The 21,104-nt window shown below is 60.8% G+C and carries 19 protein-coding genes; 13 read left to right on the top strand and 6 right to left on the bottom strand.

Going from position 1 to position 21,104, the window contains the following annotated elements:
• The first annotated feature begins 111 nt into the window (after positions 1 to 111).
• The 13 genes from I5L79_RS13280 (at position 112) to I5L79_RS23330 (ending at position 16,526) form a co-directional block, all read left to right on the top strand.
• A complete protein-coding gene (locus I5L79_RS13280) occupies positions 112 to 1,911 on the top strand; it encodes a pseudouridine synthase (RefSeq protein ID WP_196955540.1) in 1,800 nt (599 codons plus the stop codon).
• A 50-nt stretch (positions 1,912 to 1,961) separates the two neighbouring features.
• Positions 1,962 to 2,705, top strand: coding sequence for a type III pantothenate kinase (locus I5L79_RS13275; protein ID WP_196955539.1), 744 nt, complete (start codon positions 1,962 to 1,964; stop codon positions 2,703 to 2,705).
• On the top strand, positions 2,695 to 4,020 hold the full coding sequence (locus I5L79_RS13270) for a hypothetical protein (RefSeq protein WP_196955538.1): 1,326 nt from the start codon (positions 2,695 to 2,697) through the stop codon (positions 4,018 to 4,020). The genes I5L79_RS13275 and I5L79_RS13270 overlap by 11 nt, the downstream gene beginning before the upstream one ends.
• Before the next feature lie 9 nt (positions 4,021 to 4,029).
• The gene (gene lptC / locus I5L79_RS13265; RefSeq protein WP_196955537.1) at positions 4,030 to 4,593 is read left to right on the top strand and encodes an LPS export ABC transporter periplasmic protein LptC; all 564 of its coding nucleotides are present in this window, start codon (positions 4,030 to 4,032) and stop codon (positions 4,591 to 4,593) included.
• A gap of 51 nt (positions 4,594 to 4,644) precedes the next feature.
• On the top strand, positions 4,645 to 4,914 hold the full coding sequence (locus tag I5L79_RS13260) for a hypothetical protein (RefSeq protein ID WP_196955536.1): 270 nt from the start codon (positions 4,645 to 4,647) through the stop codon (positions 4,912 to 4,914).
• A gap of 132 nt (positions 4,915 to 5,046) precedes the next feature.
• Positions 5,047 to 7,173, top strand: coding sequence for a peptidylprolyl isomerase (locus I5L79_RS13255; RefSeq protein WP_196955535.1), 2,127 nt, complete (start codon positions 5,047 to 5,049; stop codon positions 7,171 to 7,173).
• A 168-nt stretch (positions 7,174 to 7,341) separates the two neighbouring features.
• Complete coding sequence (locus I5L79_RS13250; RefSeq protein ID WP_231403077.1) at positions 7,342 to 9,189, top strand: tetratricopeptide repeat protein; 1,848 nt, start codon at positions 7,342 to 7,344, stop codon at positions 9,187 to 9,189.
• A 264-nt stretch (positions 9,190 to 9,453) separates the two neighbouring features.
• The gene (gene recJ / locus I5L79_RS13245; RefSeq protein ID WP_196955534.1) at positions 9,454 to 11,175 is read left to right on the top strand and encodes a single-stranded-DNA-specific exonuclease RecJ; all 1,722 of its coding nucleotides are present in this window, start codon (positions 9,454 to 9,456) and stop codon (positions 11,173 to 11,175) included.
• A gap of 177 nt (positions 11,176 to 11,352) precedes the next feature.
• Positions 11,353 to 13,188: a M61 family metallopeptidase gene (locus I5L79_RS13240; protein ID WP_196955533.1), complete on the top strand. Its 1,836-nt coding sequence runs from the start codon at positions 11,353 to 11,355 to the stop codon at positions 13,186 to 13,188.
• Positions 13,189 to 13,287: 99 nt separating this feature from the next.
• Positions 13,288 to 14,019: an LPS export ABC transporter ATP-binding protein gene (gene lptB / locus I5L79_RS13235; protein ID WP_196955532.1), complete on the top strand. Its 732-nt coding sequence runs from the start codon at positions 13,288 to 13,290 to the stop codon at positions 14,017 to 14,019.
• Between the two features lie 120 nt (positions 14,020 to 14,139).
• Positions 14,140 to 15,663, top strand: a complete 1,524-nt coding sequence (locus tag I5L79_RS13230; RefSeq protein WP_196955531.1) for a GH3 auxin-responsive promoter family protein — start codon at positions 14,140 to 14,142, stop codon at positions 15,661 to 15,663.
• A 108-nt stretch (positions 15,664 to 15,771) separates the two neighbouring features.
• A complete protein-coding gene (locus I5L79_RS13225; protein ID WP_196955530.1) occupies positions 15,772 to 16,248 on the top strand; it encodes a toxin-antitoxin system YwqK family antitoxin in 477 nt (158 codons plus the stop codon).
• A 71-nt stretch (positions 16,249 to 16,319) separates the two neighbouring features.
• The gene (locus tag I5L79_RS23330; RefSeq protein WP_231403076.1) at positions 16,320 to 16,526 is read left to right on the top strand and encodes a hypothetical protein; all 207 of its coding nucleotides are present in this window, start codon (positions 16,320 to 16,322) and stop codon (positions 16,524 to 16,526) included.
• 91 nt (positions 16,527 to 16,617) lie between these two features.
• On the opposite strand, the gene I5L79_RS13220 is transcribed toward I5L79_RS23330, so the two are convergent.
• The 6 genes from I5L79_RS13220 to I5L79_RS13195 form a co-directional block, all read right to left on the bottom strand.
• Entirely contained in the window at positions 16,618 to 17,400 is a 783-nt protein-coding gene (locus I5L79_RS13220) for a TIGR00266 family protein (RefSeq protein WP_196955629.1), read from the bottom strand.
• A 155-nt stretch (positions 17,401 to 17,555) separates the two neighbouring features.
• Positions 17,556 to 17,921, bottom strand: a complete 366-nt coding sequence (locus I5L79_RS13215; protein WP_196955529.1) for a hypothetical protein — start codon at positions 17,919 to 17,921, stop codon at positions 17,556 to 17,558.
• Positions 17,922 to 18,099: 178 nt separating this feature from the next.
• Positions 18,100 to 19,647, bottom strand: a complete 1,548-nt coding sequence (gene gltX, locus I5L79_RS13210) for a glutamate--tRNA ligase (protein WP_196955528.1) — start codon at positions 19,645 to 19,647, stop codon at positions 18,100 to 18,102.
• A 108-nt stretch (positions 19,648 to 19,755) separates the two neighbouring features.
• Positions 19,756 to 20,370: a pentapeptide repeat-containing protein gene (locus tag I5L79_RS13205; RefSeq protein WP_196955527.1), complete on the bottom strand. Its 615-nt coding sequence runs from the start codon at positions 20,368 to 20,370 to the stop codon at positions 19,756 to 19,758.
• Positions 20,370 to 20,555 (bottom strand): hypothetical protein, encoded by a 186-nt coding sequence (locus I5L79_RS13200; protein ID WP_196955526.1) that lies wholly within the window; start codon positions 20,553 to 20,555, stop codon positions 20,370 to 20,372. The genes I5L79_RS13205 and I5L79_RS13200 overlap by 1 nt, the downstream gene beginning before the upstream one ends.
• 137 nt (positions 20,556 to 20,692) lie before the next feature.
• On the bottom strand, positions 20,693 to 21,082 hold the full coding sequence (locus I5L79_RS13195; RefSeq protein WP_196955525.1) for a RidA family protein: 390 nt from the start codon (positions 21,080 to 21,082) through the stop codon (positions 20,693 to 20,695).
• Positions 21,083 to 21,104 lie beyond the last annotated feature (22 nt).

Below are 21,104 nucleotides of genomic sequence, written 5' to 3'. Positions count from 1 at the left end.
GTTTGCTGGTCCGGGCACTGTTTTCTACCGGGCGTCGTTTTCCGCGCACCGATTTCGTATTTTCATCTTTTCCCCACGTACCGTAGCGATACGGCACCCAAGCCTACCTGTATGGGCAAGAAACATTTCTCCGACGATACCCCAGGCCGCCGCGGCCGCGGCCCCCAGGGCCGCCCTGCTGATGGTGGCCGTTCTGAAGGCCCGCGCAAGTTTTCCGGCCTCGGCCACAGCCGCGCCGACCGCGCCGGCTCCGGTGCTCCCCGCTTTGGTGGCGGCAGCGAAGAAAACCGCCGTGGCTTCAACGCCGACCGTCCATCTTTTGGGCGCCCCAGCGGCGGCAGCTTTGATGGCCCGCGCAAATCGGGGAGCGGCGGTTTTGGTGGCCCCAAAAAGTTTGGGCAGTCGGGTGGGGGCTTTTCGCCCCGGGGCGGTAGCAGCCGGCCCGGTGGCTATGGTCAGCCCCGCTTTGGCGGCGACGACCGGCGCGGTTTCCGGCCCGATCAGCGGCGGGATGACCGCCGGGAGGAGCGGCCCCGCGAGGAGCGCCCGGTGCGGCCCTTCGAGCCCAAAGAAACCTGGGGCGGTCAGCCTTATCGGCAGGAAGGCCAGGCAGCCGTACCGCGTGGTCTGCCCGGCGAGCGGAACCGCAAGTTTATAAAGCAGGATCCGCGTGGTCCGAAAGAATCAACCGACTTCCGGCCCACGCCGCCGGCACCCGAGCGTGAGCCCCGCCAGATCAGCGGGGAGCGGGAAGTGCGGCCTGCCCGGCAGTTCGACTACCGGGGCCGCCCCGAGAATCTGGATACTGACCGCCCGGAACGCCGCTCTGAGTCGGCGCCCCGCGAAGATGGTGACCGGCGCCCCGGCGGCTACGGACAGCGCGAGGCTGGCAACGACCGGGACCGGAAGCCTGGCGGGTTTAGTGCCCGCCGCGAAACCAGCTTCGGTGGTGGCAGCTTCGGCGAGAAGCGCACCAGCCGCCCCGGCTCTTTTGGAGCCGACAAGCGGGAGGCCCGCCCGTACGGCGACCGGCCGGAGCGTACCATCAACAAGCGCACTGGCCGCGACGCGGATTCCAATCAGGCAGGCAAGCGCAAGTATGGGGAAGTAGCCGGCGAAGCTCCCGACTACAAAAACCTGAAGTACTACGAGGAAGACAAAAGCCGGGGCAACAAGCGCCGCCGCGACGAAGAGCCCGCCGAGGAACTGACCCGTTTGAACCGCTACATTGCCAATGCGGGCATCTGCTCCCGCCGGGAGGCCGATTCGCTGATTGCGGCCGGTGAAATCCGGGTGAATGGCGAGGTAGTGACGGAAATGGGCTACAAAGTTCAGCCTTCCGATACGGTGCAGTACGGTAAAACCAACCTCAACCGCGAAAAGCTGGTGTACGTGCTGCTGAACAAGCCCAAGGACTTCATCACCACCACCGAAGACCCCGAAGGCCGCCGTACCGTGATGGAGCTGGTAGCTAATGCCTCGAAGGAGCGCATCTTCCCGGTAGGCCGCCTCGACCGCAACACCACGGGTCTGTTGCTGTTCACCAACGATGGGGAAGTGGCGCAGAAACTTTCGCACCCCTCGCACAAAAACAAGAAAATCTATCAGGTTGAGCTGGACAAGCCGCTGACGGAGGAGCACCTGCGCCAGATTACGGAAGGCCTGCAGCTGGAAGACGGGAAAGCCGAAGTTGACGACGTGGCCGTAGTGGCCGGCAATGCGCATTTCGTGGGGGTAGAGTTGCACATCGGCCGCAACCGCATCGTGCGCCGCATCTTCGAGCACCTGGGCTACGATGTAGTAACGCTGGACCGCGTGCAGTATGCGGGCCTCACCAAGAAGGACCTGCCCCGGGGCAAATGGCGCTTCCTGAACGAGAAGGAAGTTATTCGCCTGAAATATTTCATGTAGCAGGCAACGCGGCCTGCCCGGGCCGGCTCCTGTAAAAAAGCAAGCGGCGCATGTGCTACCTCACCCTCGACATCGGCAATACCTCCAGCAAGCTGGGGTGCTTTGTTGATGGAGAGCTGGTAGAGCAGGCGGCGGGGCTTACGGTAGAACAGGTATTGGCCGCCGCCGCTCGGCTGCAACCGCGCCACACCATTGTGGCCACGGTAGCGGCTCAGCCGGTGCAGGACTGGGTAGCCAGGTTGCAACCATTCACGCAGGGCGTGGTAGTAGGGCTCGACCCGGCTGCCACGCCCGTGCCGTTGCACAACGGCTACGCTACCCCGCACACTTTGGGCGCCGACCGGCTGGCCGCCGCCGTGGGTGCGGCCGCCCGCTTTCCAGGCCAGAACGTGCTGATCGTGGATGCCGGCACGGCCATCAAGTGCGACTTGGTGGAGGCGGGGCCTACATTCCGGGGCGGCAGCATTGCACCGGGCCTACGGCTGCGTTTCCAGGCCTTGCATACCTTTACCGGACGCTTACCGTTGCTGGCTGTACCGGCCGATGTGCAAGCGCCCGTGTCGCTCACGGGCAACGATACGCACAGTGCCATAGCAAGCGGGGTGCTCAACGGAGCGGCAGCCGAGGTGAACGGCCTCATAGCCGAGTACCGGGAGCTGTACCCGGAGCTGGCCGTGGTGCTGACCGGGGGCGACGCGCCTTTCTTTGAACCGCGGCTGAAAGGCCGCATCTTTGTAGTACCTGAGCTGATTCTGCTCGGGCTTCACCGAATTCAGGTGCATAATGTCAACTAAATCATTCGCCGGCTTATTGGGTCTGGCGCTATTGGGCGGTTTCGTTTCCTCCCGCACCTACGGTCAGGGCCTCGGCAACTCTCCTTATTCGCGCCTGGGCCTGGGTGACGCGTCGGCTACGGCGGGCGGCATCCGGCAGCAGGGTATGGGAGGCGCTGGCCTGTCGGCGCCCGATGGGCAGCACATCAATGACCTGAACCCGGCGCTGCTGTACTACACCTCGCGCACTACCTTCGAAATCGGGGTGACGGGGCAGTACAAGGAAATCAGCAACCAGCAGGCCTCGCAGAAAGACGGCAGCGCCAACCTCTCGTACCTGGCGCTGGCCTTGCCTATTTCCAAGCGCATGGCCGTGTCCATCGGCCTGCGGCCCTATTCGTCCGTTGATTATGCCAACCAGCTGACGGAACCCGTAGTGGGCGACGAAAGCCTGCGCTCCATCAAAGAGTATGAAGGCCAGGGTGGCCTGACCCAGGTGTACGCCGCCACAGGCATACGCGTAGCCAAGGGTTTGTCGCTGGGCCTCACGGCTGGCTACACGTTTGGCAGTATCGACCACGACGCGAAGTCGACCTTGTACTCCGAAGCAACCGGGGTTGAAAATGCCACCACCACCGTAGTGCGGGACCATCTGTACTACTCCGATTTCACCTTTCGGGTGGGCGGCCACTACCGCGTGCCGCTGAACGACAAGCTGAACCTAAACGCGGGCGGCACCTACGGCTTCTCCTCCAAGCTCGACGGCACCCATGATCAGGCGCTAGAACGGCAGGACATCGAAGGCCGCATCATTGAAACCAATGTGGTACTGACGGGTCGGGAAGGCTACGCCAAACTGCCGGCCTCCGCGCAGTTTGGCCTTTCGCTCGACAACAACCGCAGCTGGTCGGTTTCGGTGGATGCCGCGCAAACAAAGTGGGGTGATTTTACCAACTTCAACACCTTCAACGCCACCAAGCTCGACAATACCTTTCGGGTGGCGGCCGGCGGCGAGCTGACGCCTGATCCGGCCTCGGTGGACAGCTACTTCAAGCGCATAACTTACCGCTTGGGCGTGAGCGTGGAGCAGATGCCCTACCGCCCCGCCGGCCAGGTGCTCTACGACCGGGCGCTGAGCTGGGGCTTCACGCTGCCCGTACCCACGGCCTCGCCGCTGGAATCGGCGGGCGTGAACCTGTCGTTTGCCGTGGGCATGCGCGGCAACACCGACGCCAGCAGTGAGCTGCCCAACGGCAACATCCAGGAAAAATACATGCGGGCGCAGTTGGGCTTCTCACTCAACAACCGCTGGTTTATCAAGCGTCGTCTGGAGTAGTAACGCGCTATGAGCAGCCGCACCACCTGGCGCCACGTAGGCCTGAGCCTAACCCTTATGGGGTTGGTAGCCGCGTGCGAAACCAAGCCGGCCGACCAAACGCAGAAAACGGTTACCTACAAAGGGCCCCTGTCGGAAAGTACCAACGTGCTTATCCTGTACAGCGACTCGGCCAAGCTGCAGATCAAGCTTACTGCTCCGTTGCAGCAGCAGTTTGAAAACAGCGACATGGTGTTTCCGAAAAGCATGAAGGTTGTTTTCTACGGCGATAATGGCACGCGCGTCATCAACACGCTGGAGGGCAACTACGGCAAGTACGACAAGGCCCAGAACCTGTACATCATACGGGGCAATGTGAAGGTGCGCAACGAGGAAAAGCACCAGGAGCTCGATACCGAGGAGCTGTTTTTCAACCAGCAAAAAGGCACCATCTATACCGCCAAAGAAACCGCCGTGCGGGTAGAAACCGATACCGAAGTGCTGACCGGTTTCGGGCTGAAAGCCAACCAGGAATTTTCTTGGTACAGAATCCTCAATCCCACAGGTGTTTTCACTGTGCAGCAGGGTAAGTAATGAGAAATAACAACTGGTTTTTCAGCCAAATTACTGTAAGTCACTCTTCATATGCCTATCCGCTTCGACCGTTCGTTGGCCCGCACCGTGCTGTTCTCGCTAGCCGTGTGTGCGTTCGTTATCGGCACGTACCAGACGCTGCTGCAGAACGATAAAAATGCCTTGCGGGACAATTACTGGCTGTTTATGACCTCGTTCAGCCTGCTGATGCTGTACCGCTACCTGGGCCGCAGCCAGGCGCCGGTGGAGCCCGCCAAACCCGTAGCTGCCCGCAAGCCAGGACGGGGTAATACCAACCCCAAGCAAGCCAAACGCAAGTAGGTTCTGCTGACGCTTTTACCCGATCTGGCCCCCGTACCTTGCCGGCGCGGGGGCCAGTCCTTTGAATGTCCGGGGGATTCTGGTTATTTTGCGCCTCTTTCCACTTTTCATACCGCGCTTTTTTTCAAATAAATGGCATTAATTAACACAATCCGGGAAAAATCGGGCTGGGCAGTCGGCACGGTTGCCATCGGGATGCTGCTCTTTATCGTTGGTGGCGACCTTATCGGGGGTAAAAACCGCCTTTTCAACAGCAACGATACGGTAGTAGGCGAAGTGGCCGGCGAAAAAGTGGAGTACGACGAGTACCAGCGCGTACTGGAGGAAACCAAACAGGCCTTCATTTCCCAGAACCAGCGCCAGCCCGACGAAAACACGATGGGCTACCTGCGTGAGCAGGCCTGGAACAAGATTCTCTACCGCATTGCCTTCCAGAAGGAGTTTGATAAGCTCGGCCTGAAGGTTTCGGACGACGAGCTGACCGACATGGTGCAGGGCAAGAACATTCACCCTAGCATCCGCCAAGCTTTCACCGACCCCAAGACCGGGCAGTTCGACCGCACCCGCGTGATTGAGTACCTGAAGAACCTCGACAAGCTGCCGCCCCAGGCGCAGGATGCGTGGTATTCCTTCGAAGCCAACCTGGGCCCCGACCGCCTCGGCAACAAGTACAACAACCTCATCAAGCTCTCGACCTACGTGACGACGGCGGAGGCCAAGCGCTACGCCGAGGACATCAACACCCGCGCCAACATCCGCTACCTGCTGGTGCCGTACTTCTCCATTTCGGACTCGGCCGTGAAGGTGAGCGACGCCCAGCTGCAAGCCTACCTCGACGCGCACAAAGACCAGTATAAAGTAGAGGAAGGCCGCAATATTGAGTACGTGACTATTCCGGTAACGGCCTCGGTGGAAGACAGCACGGCGGTGAAAACCACCATCAACCAGCTGGCCCAGCAGTTCGCCTCGGCCCCGAACGACTCCCTGTTCGTAAAGCTGAATTCCGACCCCGAGTTCCCCTACAACGGCCGCTTCCTCTCGCCGGCTGACCTGCCCGAGAAGCTGCGCCAGAACTTCCCCCTCACAGTGGGCAAAGTGTACGGCCCCTACGCCGAAAACGGCACCTACAGCCTGTTTAAGGTAACCGGCCAGAAAGCTGGCACGCAGCCCGCTGCCCGCGCCAGCCACATCCTCATCAAGCCCACGGCCGAAACGCCGGAAGCCAAAGCTGCGGCTAAAGTCAAAGCGCAGGACCTGCTCAACAAAATCAAAGGGGGAGCTGACTTCGCCGCTATGGCTCGTCAGTTCGGCTCGGATGGCACCACCGCTACCGGCGGCGACCTGGGCTGGTTTACGCAGGGTCGTATGGTGCCCGAGTTCGAAAAGGCCGTGTTTGGCGCTACCTCGGCCGGCCTGCTGCCCAACCTGGTTGAAACCTCCTTCGGCTACCACATCCTGAAGGTGACGGCCCCCAAAACCACCCAAACCTACCAGGTGGCCGCCGTGCAGAAAAGCATTGCCCCTTCCGAAAGCACCCGCGAAATGGCTTACGCCAAGGCGCAGGAGCTGAAAGGCAAAGCCACCGACCTGGAGTCGTTCCGCGCTGCTGTAGCCGCCGACAAGACCCTGCAGAAGCAGGAAGCCAAGGGCCTCGACAAAGGTGCCCAAACCGTGAATACCCTGCAGGGTGCCCGCGAGCTGGTGCGCTGGTCTTACTACAACAACGGCAAGAAAACCGAAGTGGGCGACGTTTCGGACGTGTTTGAAATCGGTGACCAGTACGTGCTGGCAGTAGTTACCGGTTCCCGCGAGAAAGGCGTTGCCGATGTGGCCAGCATCAAGCCCGAGTTGACCGCGCTGGTGCGCAACGAAGAGAAAGCCAAGCAGATCATGGCCAAGCTCCAGGGCAAAACCGGCACGCTGGAGCAGTTGGCTGCCGCTTACGGCAATGGTGCCCAGGTAAACCAGGCCCAGAACATTGCCATGGGTGCCGGCATGATTCCGGGCATCGGCAATGAGCCAGTGGCCGTGGGCAAAATTTTCGGCCTGAAGCCCGGCCAGAAGTCGGCCCCCATTCAGGGTGAGCAAGGCGTACTGGTGGTACAGCTCGAAAACATCAACAAGGAGCAGGCTGCCGTGGATGTGCAGGCCATTAAGCGCCAGCTGGTGCAGCAGCGCTCCTCCCGCCTCGACGGCGCCATCTACGAAGCCGTGAAGAAAGACGCCAGCGTGGAAGACAACCGCCCACGCTTCTTCTAAGCCGCCGGTTACCAGCGCAAGCTGAAAGGGCCGTACCTTGGGGTGCGGCCCTTTTTTGTGGCCTTCCGGTTGGCTGTTTCTGGTTTTTTGGCCGGTATGAAATGAATTAACCGAGTCGTAAGTTGTAACCTGCGGCAGCCTTCGGTGGCGGCTTTTCGTCTGATAGATATGGGTATGAACGTTTGGAGCCGGCTTGGCCGGGTAGTAGGCAGCATGGCGGTAGTTGCGTTGCTGGGCGTGGGCCCGGCCCTGGCGCAGTCGGGGGCCGATGCCGAGGACCTGGCCCTGGCCCGCGAGTACGCCCGCAAAGGCGAGTTTGCCAAGGCCGAGCTGCTATTCAGCCAGCTGCCCGACGAGCTGCAGTTCAATGGCACCGTGCTGCCCGAGTACCTGCGCACTATGCAGGAAATGCGCCATTTCAAGGAAGCCGAAAAGCTGGCCCGCAAAGCCCAGCGCCGCCGCCCCGAAGACCCCATCGTGGGCATCCTGCTGGGCCGGGTACTGGACAGCAGCGGTGACAAAGCCGGCGCCGCCAAGCAGTACGAGCGGGTGGTTTCGGGTCTGAAGTCCGACCAGGTGCTGGCCGTAGCCGCTGACTTCCAGGAACACCAGCAGCTCGACTGGGCCGAGAAAGTGTACCTGCGCGGCCGCGCCCTGGCCCACAACGACATCGAGTATGCCCCGCAGCTTATTCAGCTCTATACCCGCCAGCCCGGCACCGAGCGGCTGCTGGCCGAAACCCTGCGCCTGCTACAGCAGGACGAGCGGCAGCTGCCCTTCGTGCGCAACATGCTCCAGAACAGCCTGCGCGAGGAAAAAGACTTCGATGCCCTGGAAAAGCTCCTGCTGAACAACGTACAGCAGCACCCCGAGCAAGGGAGCTACAGTGAGCTGCTGCTATGGCTGTACGTGCAGCGCAAGGACTTCACGGGTGCGCTGGTGCAGGCCCGCGCCCTCGACCGGCGCACCCGCAGCGAAGGCAGCCGCGTGCTGGACCTGGCCGCCATTGCTCTGCGCAACCACGACTACGAAAGCGCCATTGCGGGCTACGAGTACGTGGTGCGCGAGTACCGGGGCGGGCAGTTCTACGGCATGGCCCGCCAGCTGCTGCTCCAGGCCCGTGAGGAGCAGGTGCGCAACACCTTCCCGGTGGACGTAGCTAAAATTCGCACGCTGCTGAGCGAGTACCAGCAGCTGCTGACCGAGTTCGGAGCTACCTCGCCGTACCGGGCTGATATCCTGCGCAATATGGCCGAGCTGCACGCGTTTCAGCTGGGCGAGAAAGATAAAGCCATGACGCTGCTGCAGGAAGCCATCAGCCAGCCCCGCGCCAACCCCGAAACCGTAGACCGCGCCAAGCTGACCCTGGCCGACCTATACCTGCTGCGTGCCGAGCCATGGGAAGCCACGCTGCTGTACTCACAGGTGGAAAAGTCGCACAAGGATTCCCCGCTGGGCTACGATGCCAAGCTGCGCAACGCCCGCCTTAGCTACTTTGCCGGCGACTTCAAGCTGGCCCAGGGCCACCTCGACATTCTGAAGGAAGCCACGAGCCGCGAAATTGCCAACGATGCCATGCAGCTCAGCCTGCTCATCACCGACAATACCGCTATGGACACCGCCGGCGTAGCCCTGCGCGACTACGCCGCCACCGAGTTGCTGGTATTCCAGAACAAGCTGCCGGAAGCCATGCGCGGCCTCGATGCCCTGGTGCAGAAATACCCCGGCCATGCCCTCCAGGATGAAGCCTGGTATTTGAAAGCCCAGCTCCAGCGCCGCACCAGCGACTACGCCGGGGCCGTGCAAACCCTGGCCCGCATCACCGAAAACCCCAAGTACGACGTGCTCAGCGACGACGCCCTGTTTCTGGCAGCCAGCATTCAGGAGGAAAACCTGCAGGACCGCGAAAAAGCCCAGGAGCTCTACCAGCGCGTCATCACCAAATACCCCGGCAGCATCTACGTGGCCGAAGCCCGCAAGCGGTTCCGTAAGCTCCGCGGCGACGCGGTAAATTAATTCCTGTCATTCCGAGCGGAGCGAGGAATCTGGGTTCTTAGCCGCGCCTTCCTGCAGTAGTATTCCTCAGGTTCCTCGCTCCGCTCGGAATGACAGCTCTCCTCTCAGGTAAAAGGCGTGAATATTCTGCCTGCCTGCAAGCCGCTGACTGCCAATACGGACTTACGCGGCCAGTCCGGATGAATACGGCCGGGGCCGTGCAAGGCTGGGCTTTTCTTCTTACTTTTGAAGATAGCGCCGCCTTCTGGCGCGCCGCCCGCCCCTATGCAGAAACGATGGATTCGGAAGCCCGCGCCCGACCCCGAAAAGGTCCGGCACCTGGCCGACGCGCTGCGCGTCAACGAGGCCATTATTGCTTTGCTGTGCCAGCGGCAGGTGTGCTCCTTCGAGGAAGCCCGCGCTTATTTCCGCCCTTCACTGGACTCTCTGCCCGACCCGCTGTTAATGCGCGACATGGACCGGGCCGTGGAGCGCCTGCTGCAGGCCCTGCACACCGGCGAAAAGGTGCTGGTATTCGGCGACTATGACGTGGACGGCACCACTTCCGTGGCAGTGGTTTATTCCTACCTCTGCCAGTTTTTCGGCCTGGAGCGGGTAGAGTACTACATACCGGACCGGTACAAGGAAGGCTACGGCATCTCGGAAACCGGTATTGAGTATGCCGCCGACCACGGCTTCGCCCTCATCATTGCCCTCGACTGCGGGGTGAAATCGGTGGAGATGGTAACCTACGCCACCCAGCGCGGCGTCGACTTCATCATCTGCGACCATCACTTGCCCGGCGACGAGCTACCGGCCGCTGTGGCCGTGCTCGACCCCAAGCGCGCCGACTGCCCGTACCCGTTCAAGGAGCTGTCGGGCTGCGGGGTGGGTTTCAAGCTGATGCAGGCCCTGTGCCAGCACCTGGGTCAGGACGAAGCGCCGCTTTATGAGCTGCTGGATCTGCTGGCCGTCAGCATTGCCGCTGACATCGTACCTATTGGTGGTGAAAACCGCATTCTGGCCTACCACGGCCTGCGCTTGCTCAACGACGCCAACCACCCCCAGCGTCCCGGTCTCGACGCCCTGCGTGAGCTGGCGGGCCTGACCGGCGCCCAGCTCAACATCAGCTCTCTGGTATTCGGGTTTTCACCGCGCATTAATGCGGCCGGCCGTATGGGCGATGCCAAGCGGGCCGTGGCCATGCTGCTGGCCGGCTCCAAGGAAGAAGCCATTGAAAAGGCTGGCGTGGTAGACAAAACCAACCAAGAGCGCCGCGGCTTCGATACGCGCATCACCAAGGAGGCCCTGGAAATGATTGAGGCCGATGCCGGCCTGCGCAACGCCCGGTCCACGGTGCTCTACAACGAAACCTGGCACAAGGGCGTCATTGGCATTGTGGCCTCACGCTGCCTCGATAAGTACTACCGGCCTACCATCATCCTCACCCAAAGCAATGGCAAAGCCACCGGCTCGGCCCGCTCTGTCATCGGCTTCGACGTGCACCAGGCCATTCTGGAGTGCTCGGATTTGCTGGAGCAGTTTGGCGGCCACATGTACGCGGCCGGCCTCACGCTGCCCGTGGAGAATGTGCCGGCGTTTCAGCGCCGGTTCGAGGAAGTGGTGTCTTCGCGCATCACCGATGAGCAGATGATTCCGCCAGTGGAAATCGACGGGCAGCTGGAGCTGACGGACATTACGCCGAGCTTCTACAAGCTGCTGAGCCAGATGGAGCCCTTCGGCCCTGGTAATTCCAACCCGGTATTCGAGTCGCGCGGAGTGTATGCCCTGCCCGATTCGGCCCGCATTGTGGGCAACTCCCACCTCAAAATCACCCTCACCCAGGATGGTCACCACACCGTGGATGCCATCGGGTTTGGGCTGGGGGAGTACCTACCCGAAATTCTGCTGGGCCGGCCCTTCAGCGTGTGCTACACCGTGGAGCTGAACGAGTACCGGGGCGTGAAAACCCTGCAGCTGCGCCTGAAGGACATTCGCTGGGACTAGCCGGGCACTGAGCCCGAATAGATCCTCGAATTTCTCAAAACTGCTTTGTGGACTGACAAAGCCGGCCGGGAGAAAAGCAAAAGCTTCGGCGGAGCCCGCCAATAGGGTAGGAGGTATAAGCAGATACTTGTATCTTGTTGGTTGGCTGCGTTTCGGAGTGGCCCGTTTTCTTGCCTTATGAAACCAGCTTACCTGCTGTTGGGCTTGCTGCCCTGCGCTACCGCCACGCTCGCCCAGAATTCTCCCGCAACGTACCGCGTCGCTGTGGACCTGCAGCAGGTACAGAACGACCGGGTGCGGGTGGTGGTGCGCCCGCCCGTCGTGCGCGAAAACCAGGCTACGTACGTGCTGCCCAGCGTGGTGCCTGGCTCCTACTCCAAGAAGGACTACGGCCGTTTCATTACCGATTTTCAGGCCTTCGACAGCCAGGGCAAAAAGCTGAAAACCACCCGCCAGGGCGACAACCTGTTCCTTATCGATAAAGCCCGCCAACTCGACCGACTGGAGTACCTCGTGGACGACACCTGGGATTCCAAGGACAAGAACTTCGTGTTCCAGCCTGGGGGCACCAACATTGATGCCGGCCGCAACTTCGTGCTCAACCACTACGGCCTCTACGGCTACCTGGAGGGCTACAAGATGCAGCCTTACGAGGTGACCATCAACAAGCCCGCCGATTTGTACGGGGCTACGTCTCTGGGCAAGCAAAGCCCTACGGCTACCCAGGACGTGTTTCGGGCTGGCAGCTACGTGCAGCTGGCCGACGCCCCGGTGATGTACAGCCGCCCCGATACCACCAGCTTCACTACCGGCGGAGCGCGCATCAGCGTGTCGGTGTTTTCGGAAAACGGGGTGGTGAAGTCGGCGCAGGTGAGCGAGGCTATGCGGCCGATGGCGGAGGCGCTGGCCCGGTTCTTCGGGCGGATGCCGGTGCCGCGCTACCACTTCATCATGTACTTCCCGGCCTTCAGCTCGCCCGTGGTGAACCCGGCGGGCGGGTTCGGGGCCATGGAACACTCGTATTCGTCGGTGTACTTCCTGCCCGAAATTGCGGACGCCGTGCGCATCCGGTCCCTGGTGCGGGAGGTGGCCTCGCACGAGTTTCTGCACATCCTCACCCCGCTCAATATCCACAGCCGCGAAATCGGGGAGTTCGACTTCCGCACGCCCAAGATGTCGCAGCACTTGTGGCTGTACGAGGGCGTTACGGAGTATTTCGCCCAGCTGGTGCAGCTGCAGGGCGGCCTCACCCAGGAAGACGAGTTCCGCAAGGAAATCAAGCACAAGATTGAGGACATGCAGAAGTACCGGACCGTGTCCTTCACCGATATGAGCCGCAACATCCTGGTGGACCCCTACAAGGACATGTATGAAAACGTGTACAAGAAAGGCGCCCTCATTGGTTTTCTGCTCGATATCCGCATTCAGGAGCTTACACAGGGCCGCCTGAGCTTGCGCGACGTGCTCCTGCAGCTGGGCCAGAAGTACGGTCCCGAGCGGCCCTTCGAGGACGAGCAGCTGATTCCGGAAATCGTGCAGCTCACGCACCCGCAACTCCAGCAGTTTTTCACCGAATATGTGCAGGGCAGCCAGCCGCTGCCGCTTAGCGAGTACTTGGCCAAGGTAGGCTGGCGCTATGCCCCCAAGGCCAACGTGGTGGTAAAGGCCTTCGGCGAGCTGGGCTTCCGCTACGACCAGGACAAGCAAAGCTTCATTCTGGCCCAGACCCGCGCCGAGAACAACGTGTTTGGCCTGCAGAACGACGACGTGATTCTGCAAGTGAACAGCACGCCCGTGACGATGGAAAATGCCGAGCAGCTGCTGCGCCCTCTTATCGAGCCGGCTACCGATACGCCCGTGCGCATCGTGTACCGGCGCGGCAGCACGCAGCAGCAGGTTGAGGCCTCCCCCCGCGACATGGAAGCCGAAGTAAAGCACCTGCTGGAGCCCCTGCCCACGCTCACGGAAGCCCAGCGCGCCCTCCACGACCAGCTTCTGCGCCCCCGGGCGTAAGGTTTCTGATTTCTGGTTGCTGGTTTGGAGTTCTGCCGCGAGTCGGCGAGGCAGAACTCCAAACCAGCAACCAGAAACAAGCAACTACCTTTGCGGCCTATGATTCTGAAAGCGGAACATCTGATCAAGAAGTACAAAGCCCGCACCGTGGTCAACGACATGAGCGTGACGGTGGGGCAAGGTGAAATCGTGGGGTTGTTAGGGCCAAATGGGGCGGGCAAAACCACCTGCTTCTATATGATTGTGGGTATGGTAAAGCCCAACTCAGGCCACATCTTCCTCGATGAGGAGGATATTACCACCATGCCCATGTTTCAGCGGGCCCGGCGCGGGGTGGGGTATCTGGCGCAGGAAGCTTCCGTTTTCCGGGATTTGAGCGTGGAGGAAAATATCCTGTCGGTGCTGGAAATGACGGATTTGCCGCGCCAGGCCCAGCTCGATAAAGTGGAGGAGCTGCTCCACGAGTTCAGCCTTACCCACGTGCGCAAAAACCTGGGCCGTGTACTCAGCGGCGGTGAGCGGCGCCGTACCGAAATTGCCCGCGCCCTGGCCGTAAACCCCAAGTTCGTGCTGCTGGATGAGCCCTTTGCCGGCGTCGACCCCATTGCCACCGAGGAAATCCAGGGCATCGTGGCCAAGCTCAAGCACAAGAACATCGGCATCCTCATTACCGACCACGACGTGAACTCCACGCTCAGCATCGTAGACCGGGCCTACCTGCTCTTCGAAGGCAAGCTGCTGAAAGCCGGCACCGCCGAGGAACTAGCCGCCGACGAAACGGTGCGTCGCGTGTACCTGGGCAAGAATTTCGAGCTAAAGCGCAATATTTAGGTTGCTGAGGCCGCTGTGGTTAGCCTTGCTACCTAGCGCCTCGGCAGCCTGCCACCCCAACCACCCCGCCAAGTCTGCGTATGGCCTCGGGCACCTTATTCACCTGATTTGCGGGCGTAGATGATCAGCAACATTCTGACGTGGGCCGTACAGCGGCGCCTGGCCAGCATCGACCATTTCCGGCAGCACCCGCTGGCTGCGCAGCAGCAGGTGTTTGAGGGCTTGCTGCACACGGCCCGAGACACGCAGTGGGGGCGCCAGTACGGCTACGCCGAGGCCCCGAGCCGGCAGGAGTTTGCCCGCCGCGTGCCCGTGAGCAGCTACGAGCAGCTGTATCCGCACCTGGAACGCATGCTCCACGGCGAAGCTGATGTGCTCTGGCCCGGCGCCACCACGTGGTTTGCCAAGAGCAGTGGCACCACCAACGCCCGCAGCAAGTACATTCCGGTGTCGCGCCAGAGCCTGCACGACTGCCACTACCGCGCCGGCCGCGACATGGTGGCTATGGCTACCAGCCTGTACCCCGAGGCCGATGTAATGGCTGGCAAAACGCTGTCGTTGGGCGGTACGCACACGGCCAACCCTTTCCGCCCCCACACTGATTCGCGGGTGGGCGACGTCTCGGCCGTGATTATGCAGAACCTCCCCGCCTGGGCTGAGTTTCTGCGCACGCCGCCCCTGGAGCTGGCCCTGCTGGATGAGTGGGAGGAAAAGATTGAGCGCATTGCCCGGCACGTGCAGCACATCGACGTCACCACCCTGGCGGGCGTACCTACCTGGATGATTGTGCTGCTCCGCCGCGTGGTGGAGCTGGCCGGCGCTGCCAACATCACCGAAGTGTGGCCCAATCTGCGGCTGTTCCTGCACGGAGCCGTGGCCTTCGGGCCGTATCGGGAGCTGTTCCGGCAGCTGATTCCGGGCGGGCAGATGCGCTACCTCGAAATCTACAACGCCTCCGAAGGCTACTTTGCCTTCCAGGACCAGCCCGATTCCGAAGACATGCTGCTGCTACTCGACCACGGCGTGTACTACGAGTTTATCCCGGCGGAGGAGTTTGGGGCGGAGCACCCGCGCACGGTGCTACTGGAAGACGTGGAGCTGGGACGCAACTACGCGCTGGTCATCAGCACCAACGCTGGCCTGTGGCGCTACAAAATCGGCGACACGGTGCGCTTTACCTGCCTGGCCCCGTACCGCATCCGCATTTCTGGCCGCACCAAGCACTTCCTGAATGCCTTTGGGGAGGAAGTCGTCATTGAAAACGCGGATGCCGCTCTGGCTGCAGCCTGTGCAGCTACCGGTGCTCTGGTGCGCGACTTCACGGCGGCACCAGTCTATTTCAGCTCCACCGACGGGGCTTCGCGCGGCGGCCACCAGTGGCTGGTGGAGTTTATGCAGGCTCCCGCCGATGCGCCGCAGTTCGCCCAGGTGCTCGATGAGACCCTGCGCCAGCTCAACTCTGATTATGATGCCAAGCGCTACCGCGACATTGCCCTGGTAGCACCCGTAGTCCAGGCCGTACCGGCTGGCACGTTTGAGCGTTGGCTGGCTCGCAAGGGCAAGCTGGGCGGCCAGCACAAAGTACCGCGCCTGAGCAATTCCCGTGACGTCATCGACGAAATACTTGAACAACTAAATAATTAGTTATAGCTTAGGGCATTACTTTTCTATTCTGGGATGATTGCCCTGCATCAAAAAAATTCTGCTACCGGCAGTGCGGCAGTTGCCTGCCTCATAAGCTTGCTGGCTGCAATGACTGGCGGCTGCCGCACTGCCCAAACAGTACCGGCCAATGTTCCAACGGCGAAGCTCAACCGCTTCGATTCCCAAAATGAGCGGCAGGGCCAATGGCGCACTTACTACGATGAGGGCAGCACGCAGCTGGCTACGGCCGGCCGCTACCGCCATGGTAAGCTGGTGGGTCGTTGGCGCTACTACGGGCCACAAAACGGCCTGGAGCGGGAGGAACAGCACTATTGGTGGCGACCGGGACTACTCTTCATCCAGGAATATCACGCCAACGGAAAGCTGGCTAAGCAGGGTCGGGCGCGCATCGTCCGGGAAGCCGACATCGTGCACTTTTACTGGTTTGGGCCCTGGCTGGAATATGCTCCCAGCGGCGAGGCTGTTTCGCGAGCCTGGTACGAAATGGGTCAGCTGCGGCGTCGGGAAAAGCTCCCGACAGCTCCCAAAGCCAGCCAGCCAGCTGCACCAGGGCAGCAGGAATAGCAGTGGCAAGGGCTTTTATTTTATAAAACATTATATATTAGAGCTATGCTTCTGATCTAACCTTCCCACCCGTGTCCTCTATTGCTTCTAATTCGGAACCAGCACCCCGGAAACGACGGCGCTACATCAAAAAACGAAAAAAGAAAACCCCTGCCTGGGTGAAAAAAACCCTGCTAGGATTCCTGGGCCTGCTGGTTCTGGTGATGGTAGGCAGCCTTGTTTTTGTGGCCATGACGGCACCCAACGAGCCGCTGGATGAGCTGGCCGCAAAGAAATAGAGTTATTCTTTGCTCACATAATGCCTAAAGCAAGCGGCTCGCTCAATCCCCGGGGTTAAGCGAGCCGCTTGCTTTAGGCCTCGGCAGGAACCTATTCGTCCATGATACCGCCGACGAGCTTGCCCAGTACGCTGCCGCTTTCCTTCTGGGCATTGCCGCCATTGGGTGCCAGCGCCTGAATCAGCTTTTTCACGGGCATGGATTGAATCCAGACGCGGCCGGTACCACGCAGGGTAGCCAGCAGCAGCCCCTCACCCCCGAAAATCATGGATTTAAGGCCGCCGGCCCGAGCTACACTGAAGTCGATGCCCGGCTCGAAGGCTACCACGCAGCCCGTATCTACGCGCAGCAGCTCATTGTTCAGGCGCTTCTCGATGATGGTGCCGCCGGCATGAATAAAGGCGCGGCCGTCGCCGGTGAGCTTTTGCAGGATAAATCCTTCGCCCCCGAAAAAGCCGGCCCCGAATTTCTGGTTGAAGTGCAAACTGATTTTGGTACCCCGGGCCGCCGCCAGAAAGCCGTCCTTTTGCACAATTAGGCCCTGCGGCAGTGTGCGCAGGTCCAGCGGAATAATCGTGCCAGGGTAGGGGGCCGAAAACGCCACATGGGCCTTGCCGTAGCCGCCCCGGTGCGTGAAGTGCGTCATGAACAAAGACTCGCCGGTAATCAGGCGCGTGCCGGCCGAAAACAGCTTGCTCATAAAGCCCTGCGCGGGCTCTGAGCCGTCGCCCATCTTCGTTTCAAAGGCAATGGCTTCGCTCATGTACACCATGGCGCCGGCCTCGGCAATAACGGTTTCGTTGGGGTCCAGCTCGACTTCGAGGACCTGGATGTCGTGGCCGAGGATTTTGTAGTCGACGTCGTGAGAGTTCATCATAGCGAAAGAAAGGTAGGTGCCGAAGCAGTTTGGTGGCTCAAGTATAGCAAATGTGCTTGTAGTATACTGCCTGCCGGGGTTAAAACACAGGCGTCCGGCCGAGCAACAGGATTTGCTCAGCCGGACGCTTCCAGCAGGTTAATACGGCTGGCTTACTCGGTTTCTTCCAGGGGGGTAACCCCAGGCACATCTTCTTCGGGGGCAGCGCCTTTTTTGCGGGCTTCCTTGCTGGTGCGGCGCATGAAGTCCTCATCCGATTCCTCGGGCTCCCGGGTGCCATCCTCAATCGGAAAATCGTTTTCTTCTTCTTTCTCGCCAAACTGCCCGTCGCGGTTCACCAGTTTTTTGTCGCGCACATGGCGGTTCAGAAAGTGGTTGATGTCCTCAATGGAGTAGTTGGAGGTGATTTCGCCCAAGGGGTTTACCTTGATTTCGAAGCCTTCCAGCTCCTTATGTACCCGGGCTTTTTTCTCGGGGTCGACTTTCTTCTTTTTCGGGCTAACGGGTTTCTTGGCCATGGTGCAAGCGGCTAAAGGCTGAGCAGGTAAGACGCGCGGCCTATCAGCGGCCAGCGTAGCAGACTCTAGTACGAAACCAGTGGCGGAGCGGTTGAAGCGGGTTCTGCTACCACTTCATAAAAAAGCCCCGTCGAACTATCGACGGGGCTTTTTTCACGACCTAAGTCAGCGCTATAGCTTACGCAGGCAGCTGGCTGAGAGCTTGCTGAATCCGCTCAGCGGTTTCCTGCGGACCCAGAATGCTCATGATGTGCATCAGGTCGGGCCCGGCGGCGGCACCCGTTACGGCCACGCGCAAAGCCTGCAGCACCTGCCCGATTTTGATGCCCTGGCGTTCCAGCACCTGCGTAAGCAAGGCCTTGATGCCGTCAGGCGTGGCGTCGGCAGTGGCGGGCAGCTCCCGGGCAAACTCAGCGAGGGCGCCGGCCACCTGGGCATTCCACTTTTTGTTGATTACCTGTTCGTCGTAGCTGGTGGGGCGCTGGAAAAACAGTTGCGCCTCGCGGGCCAGATCATCGGGGAAGGTGGCGCGCTCTTTTACCAGGGCCGCAATCTGCTCGGCCTTGGCGGCGTCCAGCTCCTGACCTTGGGTGCGGAGGGCTTCTACTAGGTACTGCGCGAGTTCGGCATCGGGTTTGGCACGCAGGTACTGCTCGTTGTACCAACGCACCTTGTTTTGATCGAAGCGGGCTGGCGACTTGCTCACGCGCTCAATGGAGAAGGCTTCCACCAGCTCGTCCATCGTGAACAGCTCCTGGGTAGAGCCGGGGTTCCAGCCCAGGAAAGCCAGGAAGTTGATGAAGGCCTCGGGCAGGTAGCCGTCTTCGCGGTAGCCGCGGCTCACCGTTGGCTCGCCGGTTTCGGCGTCTTTGCCGTGCCATTCCAGCGGGAATACCGGGAAACCCAGCTTGTCGCCGTCGCGCTTGCTGAGCTTACCGGTGCCGTCGGGCTTGAGCAGCAGGGGCAGGTGGGCAAACTGCGGCATGGTGCTTTCCCAGCCCAGGTAGCGGTACAGCAGCACGTGCAGCGGGGCCGAGGGCAGCCACTCTTCGCCCCGAATCACGTGGGTAATTTCCATCAGGTGGTCGTCCACGATGTTGGCCAAGTGGTAGGTGGGCATTCCATCCGACTTCATCAGCACCTTATCATCGATGCTGGACGAATGCACCACCACCCACCCGCGAATCAGGTCGTTGAAGCGTACTTCTTCCTTGCGCGGCACCTTCAGGCGGATAACGTACGGCTCGCCGGCTTCCAGCAGCTGCGCTACCTCTTCGGCGGGCAGCGTAAGGGAGTTGCGCATCTGGGTGCGCGTGATGCTGTTGTACTGCGGGTTGGGCACTTTGGCCGCCGTGAGGCGGGCGCGCATGGCATCCAGCTCCTCGGGCGTATCGAAAGCGTAGTACGCGTAGCCGTTGTCGATCAGCTGCTGGGCGTACTGGCGGTACATGGGCTTCCGCTCGCTCTGGCGGTAGGGCGCGTGCGGGCCCGGCGTTTCGGCCCAGGGGCTTTCGTCGAGCTGGATGCCGCACCACTCCAGGCTCTGGCGGATGTAGTCCTCGGCGCCGGGCACAAAGCGGTTCTGGTCGGTATCCTCGATGCGGAGCAGCATTTTGCCACCCAGCTTGCGGGCTAACAGGTAATTATAGAGCGCAGTGCGCACGCCGCCGATGTGCAGCGGCCCGGTGGGACTGGGCGCGAACCGCACCCGTACTTCTCTTTCCATACAATACAGCTGATTCGCGCCCGGTACACGTGCCGAAACGCGCCGCAAAGGTACGATATCCAGTGAGTGAATCGGTGACTGAGTGAATGAGTGAGTTTTTGCTACGACTTAACCCTCAATCACCAGTTCATACTGCTCGAGCAGACCGGGCAGGCTGCTGAGCGCAAACCGGGCCTGTTTGACGTTGTTGATGGCCGGGTCGAGCGATACGCCCTGGGCGGTGGTGAAGTCGGCGCCTGGCAAGCTGGTCTGGCTGAATACAGCCCGATGGAGCTGACTGTCCTGAAAAACGGCGCCCGCCAAGTCGCAGCGGGTGAAGTCGGCTTCCTGGAGGGAGCAGCCCACAAAGCGCGTATTGGGCATCACCTTGCCCCAGAACGAGGCGTAATCGAGCTGGCACTGGTCGAAGTGCACGTCGAAGAGCAGGTCCCGGCACGCGGTAAACTGCAGCCCCAGAAGCTTGCAGCCCGCAAAGGCCACGTTCTGCAGGGCCGTATTGGCCAGCGTAGTGCCCGCCAGGTTGCAGTTCTCAAACAGACACTCGCTGAACCGCCGCCCCGACAGATCGGCCTGGCTTAAATCGAAGCCGATGAAATGGTACTGCTCAAACTCCCGCTGACCTACTAACTCGGGCGGCAGCACGCGCGTTAGCACGTTTTCGGGTGGAAAATATTCGGGCTTGCGCAGGGGCTTGGCTGGCTTGCGGGCAGCGGGTCGGCGCATCAGTCGCGGTTTTTGAAGCTGAGCCACAGCACCAGGCCCAGCAGCGTGGCGCCGCCGCGAATGGCCCAGGCCGTGCTCGGCCCCCATTGTTCAATCCAGGTCAGGAACATGAATTTCAGGCCTAGAAACGGCAAAATCAACGATACCAGTCCGATAATAAATAAACCGAGTCCCAGTTCTTTCATGGTTTTCAGAGGATAAGGTGAAACGTGATGAGGAAATGAATTGATGAGTAAACGGTCATCAATTCATCTTTAGTATGGTGCCAGCAACCGCATGACGGCTGACTTTTTTACCCTCTCACGTATTACCCGTAACCTTTTCATTCCCCCACGGCCACGCAGGAAATTTCCACCTGCACGTCTTTGGGCAGGCGGCTTACCTCCACGGTTTCGCGGGCGGGGGCGTAGTCGGCCTCAAAGTAGCTGCCGTAGATTTCATTGATGAGGCCGAAGTTGCCCAGGTCCTTCACGAAGATGCTGCACTTCACCACGTGGCGGAGCGTGAGGCCGGCTGCGTGCAGCACGGCTTGCAGGTTGCGCATTACCTGGTGCGTTTCTTGGGCTACGTCGCCGTTGCCTACGAGTTGGCCGGTGGTGGCGTCCAGCGCAATCTGGCCCGAAACGTACACGGTATTGCCCGCTTGAATGGCCTGGCTGTAGGGGCCGATAGGAGCAGGAGCGTCGGAGGAGAAGACGATGGTGTGCGACATAGAGCGGGAAGTTTTCGTGGAA

This window comes from Hymenobacter guriensis, assembly GCF_015773195.1.
GTDB classification, from domain to species: domain Bacteria; phylum Bacteroidota; class Bacteroidia; order Cytophagales; family Hymenobacteraceae; genus Hymenobacter; species Hymenobacter guriensis.
The sequence above is the reverse complement of the archived record's forward strand: the minus strand, read 5'-3'. Positions and strand labels throughout refer to the sequence as shown.

Bases quoted from the DNA above. Each gene is read 5' to 3' on its own strand.
- I5L79_RS13280 (WP_196955540.1), top strand. From the start codon at position 112: ATGGGCAAGAAACATTTCTCCGACGATACCCCAGGCCGCCGCGGCCGC.
- I5L79_RS13275 (WP_196955539.1), top strand. From the start codon at position 1,962: ATGTGCTACCTCACCCTCGACATCGGCAATACCTCCAGCAAGCTGGGG.
- I5L79_RS13270 (WP_196955538.1), top strand. From the start codon at position 2,695: ATGTCAACTAAATCATTCGCCGGCTTATTGGGTCTGGCGCTATTGGGC.
- lptC (WP_196955537.1), top strand. From the start codon at position 4,030: ATGAGCAGCCGCACCACCTGGCGCCACGTAGGCCTGAGCCTAACCCTT.
- I5L79_RS13260 (WP_196955536.1), top strand. From the start codon at position 4,645: ATGCCTATCCGCTTCGACCGTTCGTTGGCCCGCACCGTGCTGTTCTCG.
- I5L79_RS13255 (WP_196955535.1), top strand. From the start codon at position 5,047: ATGGCATTAATTAACACAATCCGGGAAAAATCGGGCTGGGCAGTCGGC.
- I5L79_RS13250 (WP_231403077.1), top strand. From the start codon at position 7,342: ATGGGTATGAACGTTTGGAGCCGGCTTGGCCGGGTAGTAGGCAGCATG.
- recJ (WP_196955534.1), top strand. From the start codon at position 9,454: ATGCAGAAACGATGGATTCGGAAGCCCGCGCCCGACCCCGAAAAGGTC.
- I5L79_RS13240 (WP_196955533.1), top strand. From the start codon at position 11,353: ATGAAACCAGCTTACCTGCTGTTGGGCTTGCTGCCCTGCGCTACCGCC.
- lptB (WP_196955532.1), top strand. From the start codon at position 13,288: ATGATTCTGAAAGCGGAACATCTGATCAAGAAGTACAAAGCCCGCACC.
- I5L79_RS13230 (WP_196955531.1), top strand. From the start codon at position 14,140: ATGATCAGCAACATTCTGACGTGGGCCGTACAGCGGCGCCTGGCCAGC.
- I5L79_RS13225 (WP_196955530.1), top strand. From the start codon at position 15,772: ATGACTGGCGGCTGCCGCACTGCCCAAACAGTACCGGCCAATGTTCCA.
- I5L79_RS13220 (WP_196955629.1), bottom strand. From the start codon at position 17,400: ATGAACTCTCACGACGTCGACTACAAAATCCTCGGCCACGACATCCAG.
- I5L79_RS13215 (WP_196955529.1), bottom strand. From the start codon at position 17,921: ATGGCCAAGAAACCCGTTAGCCCGAAAAAGAAGAAAGTCGACCCCGAG.
- gltX (WP_196955528.1), bottom strand. From the start codon at position 19,647: ATGGAAAGAGAAGTACGGGTGCGGTTCGCGCCCAGTCCCACCGGGCCG.
- I5L79_RS13205 (WP_196955527.1), bottom strand. From the start codon at position 20,370: ATGCGCCGACCCGCTGCCCGCAAGCCAGCCAAGCCCCTGCGCAAGCCC.
- I5L79_RS13200 (WP_196955526.1), bottom strand. From the start codon at position 20,555: ATGAAAGAACTGGGACTCGGTTTATTTATTATCGGACTGGTATCGTTG.
- I5L79_RS13195 (WP_196955525.1), bottom strand. From the start codon at position 21,082: ATGTCGCACACCATCGTCTTCTCCTCCGACGCTCCTGCTCCTATCGGC.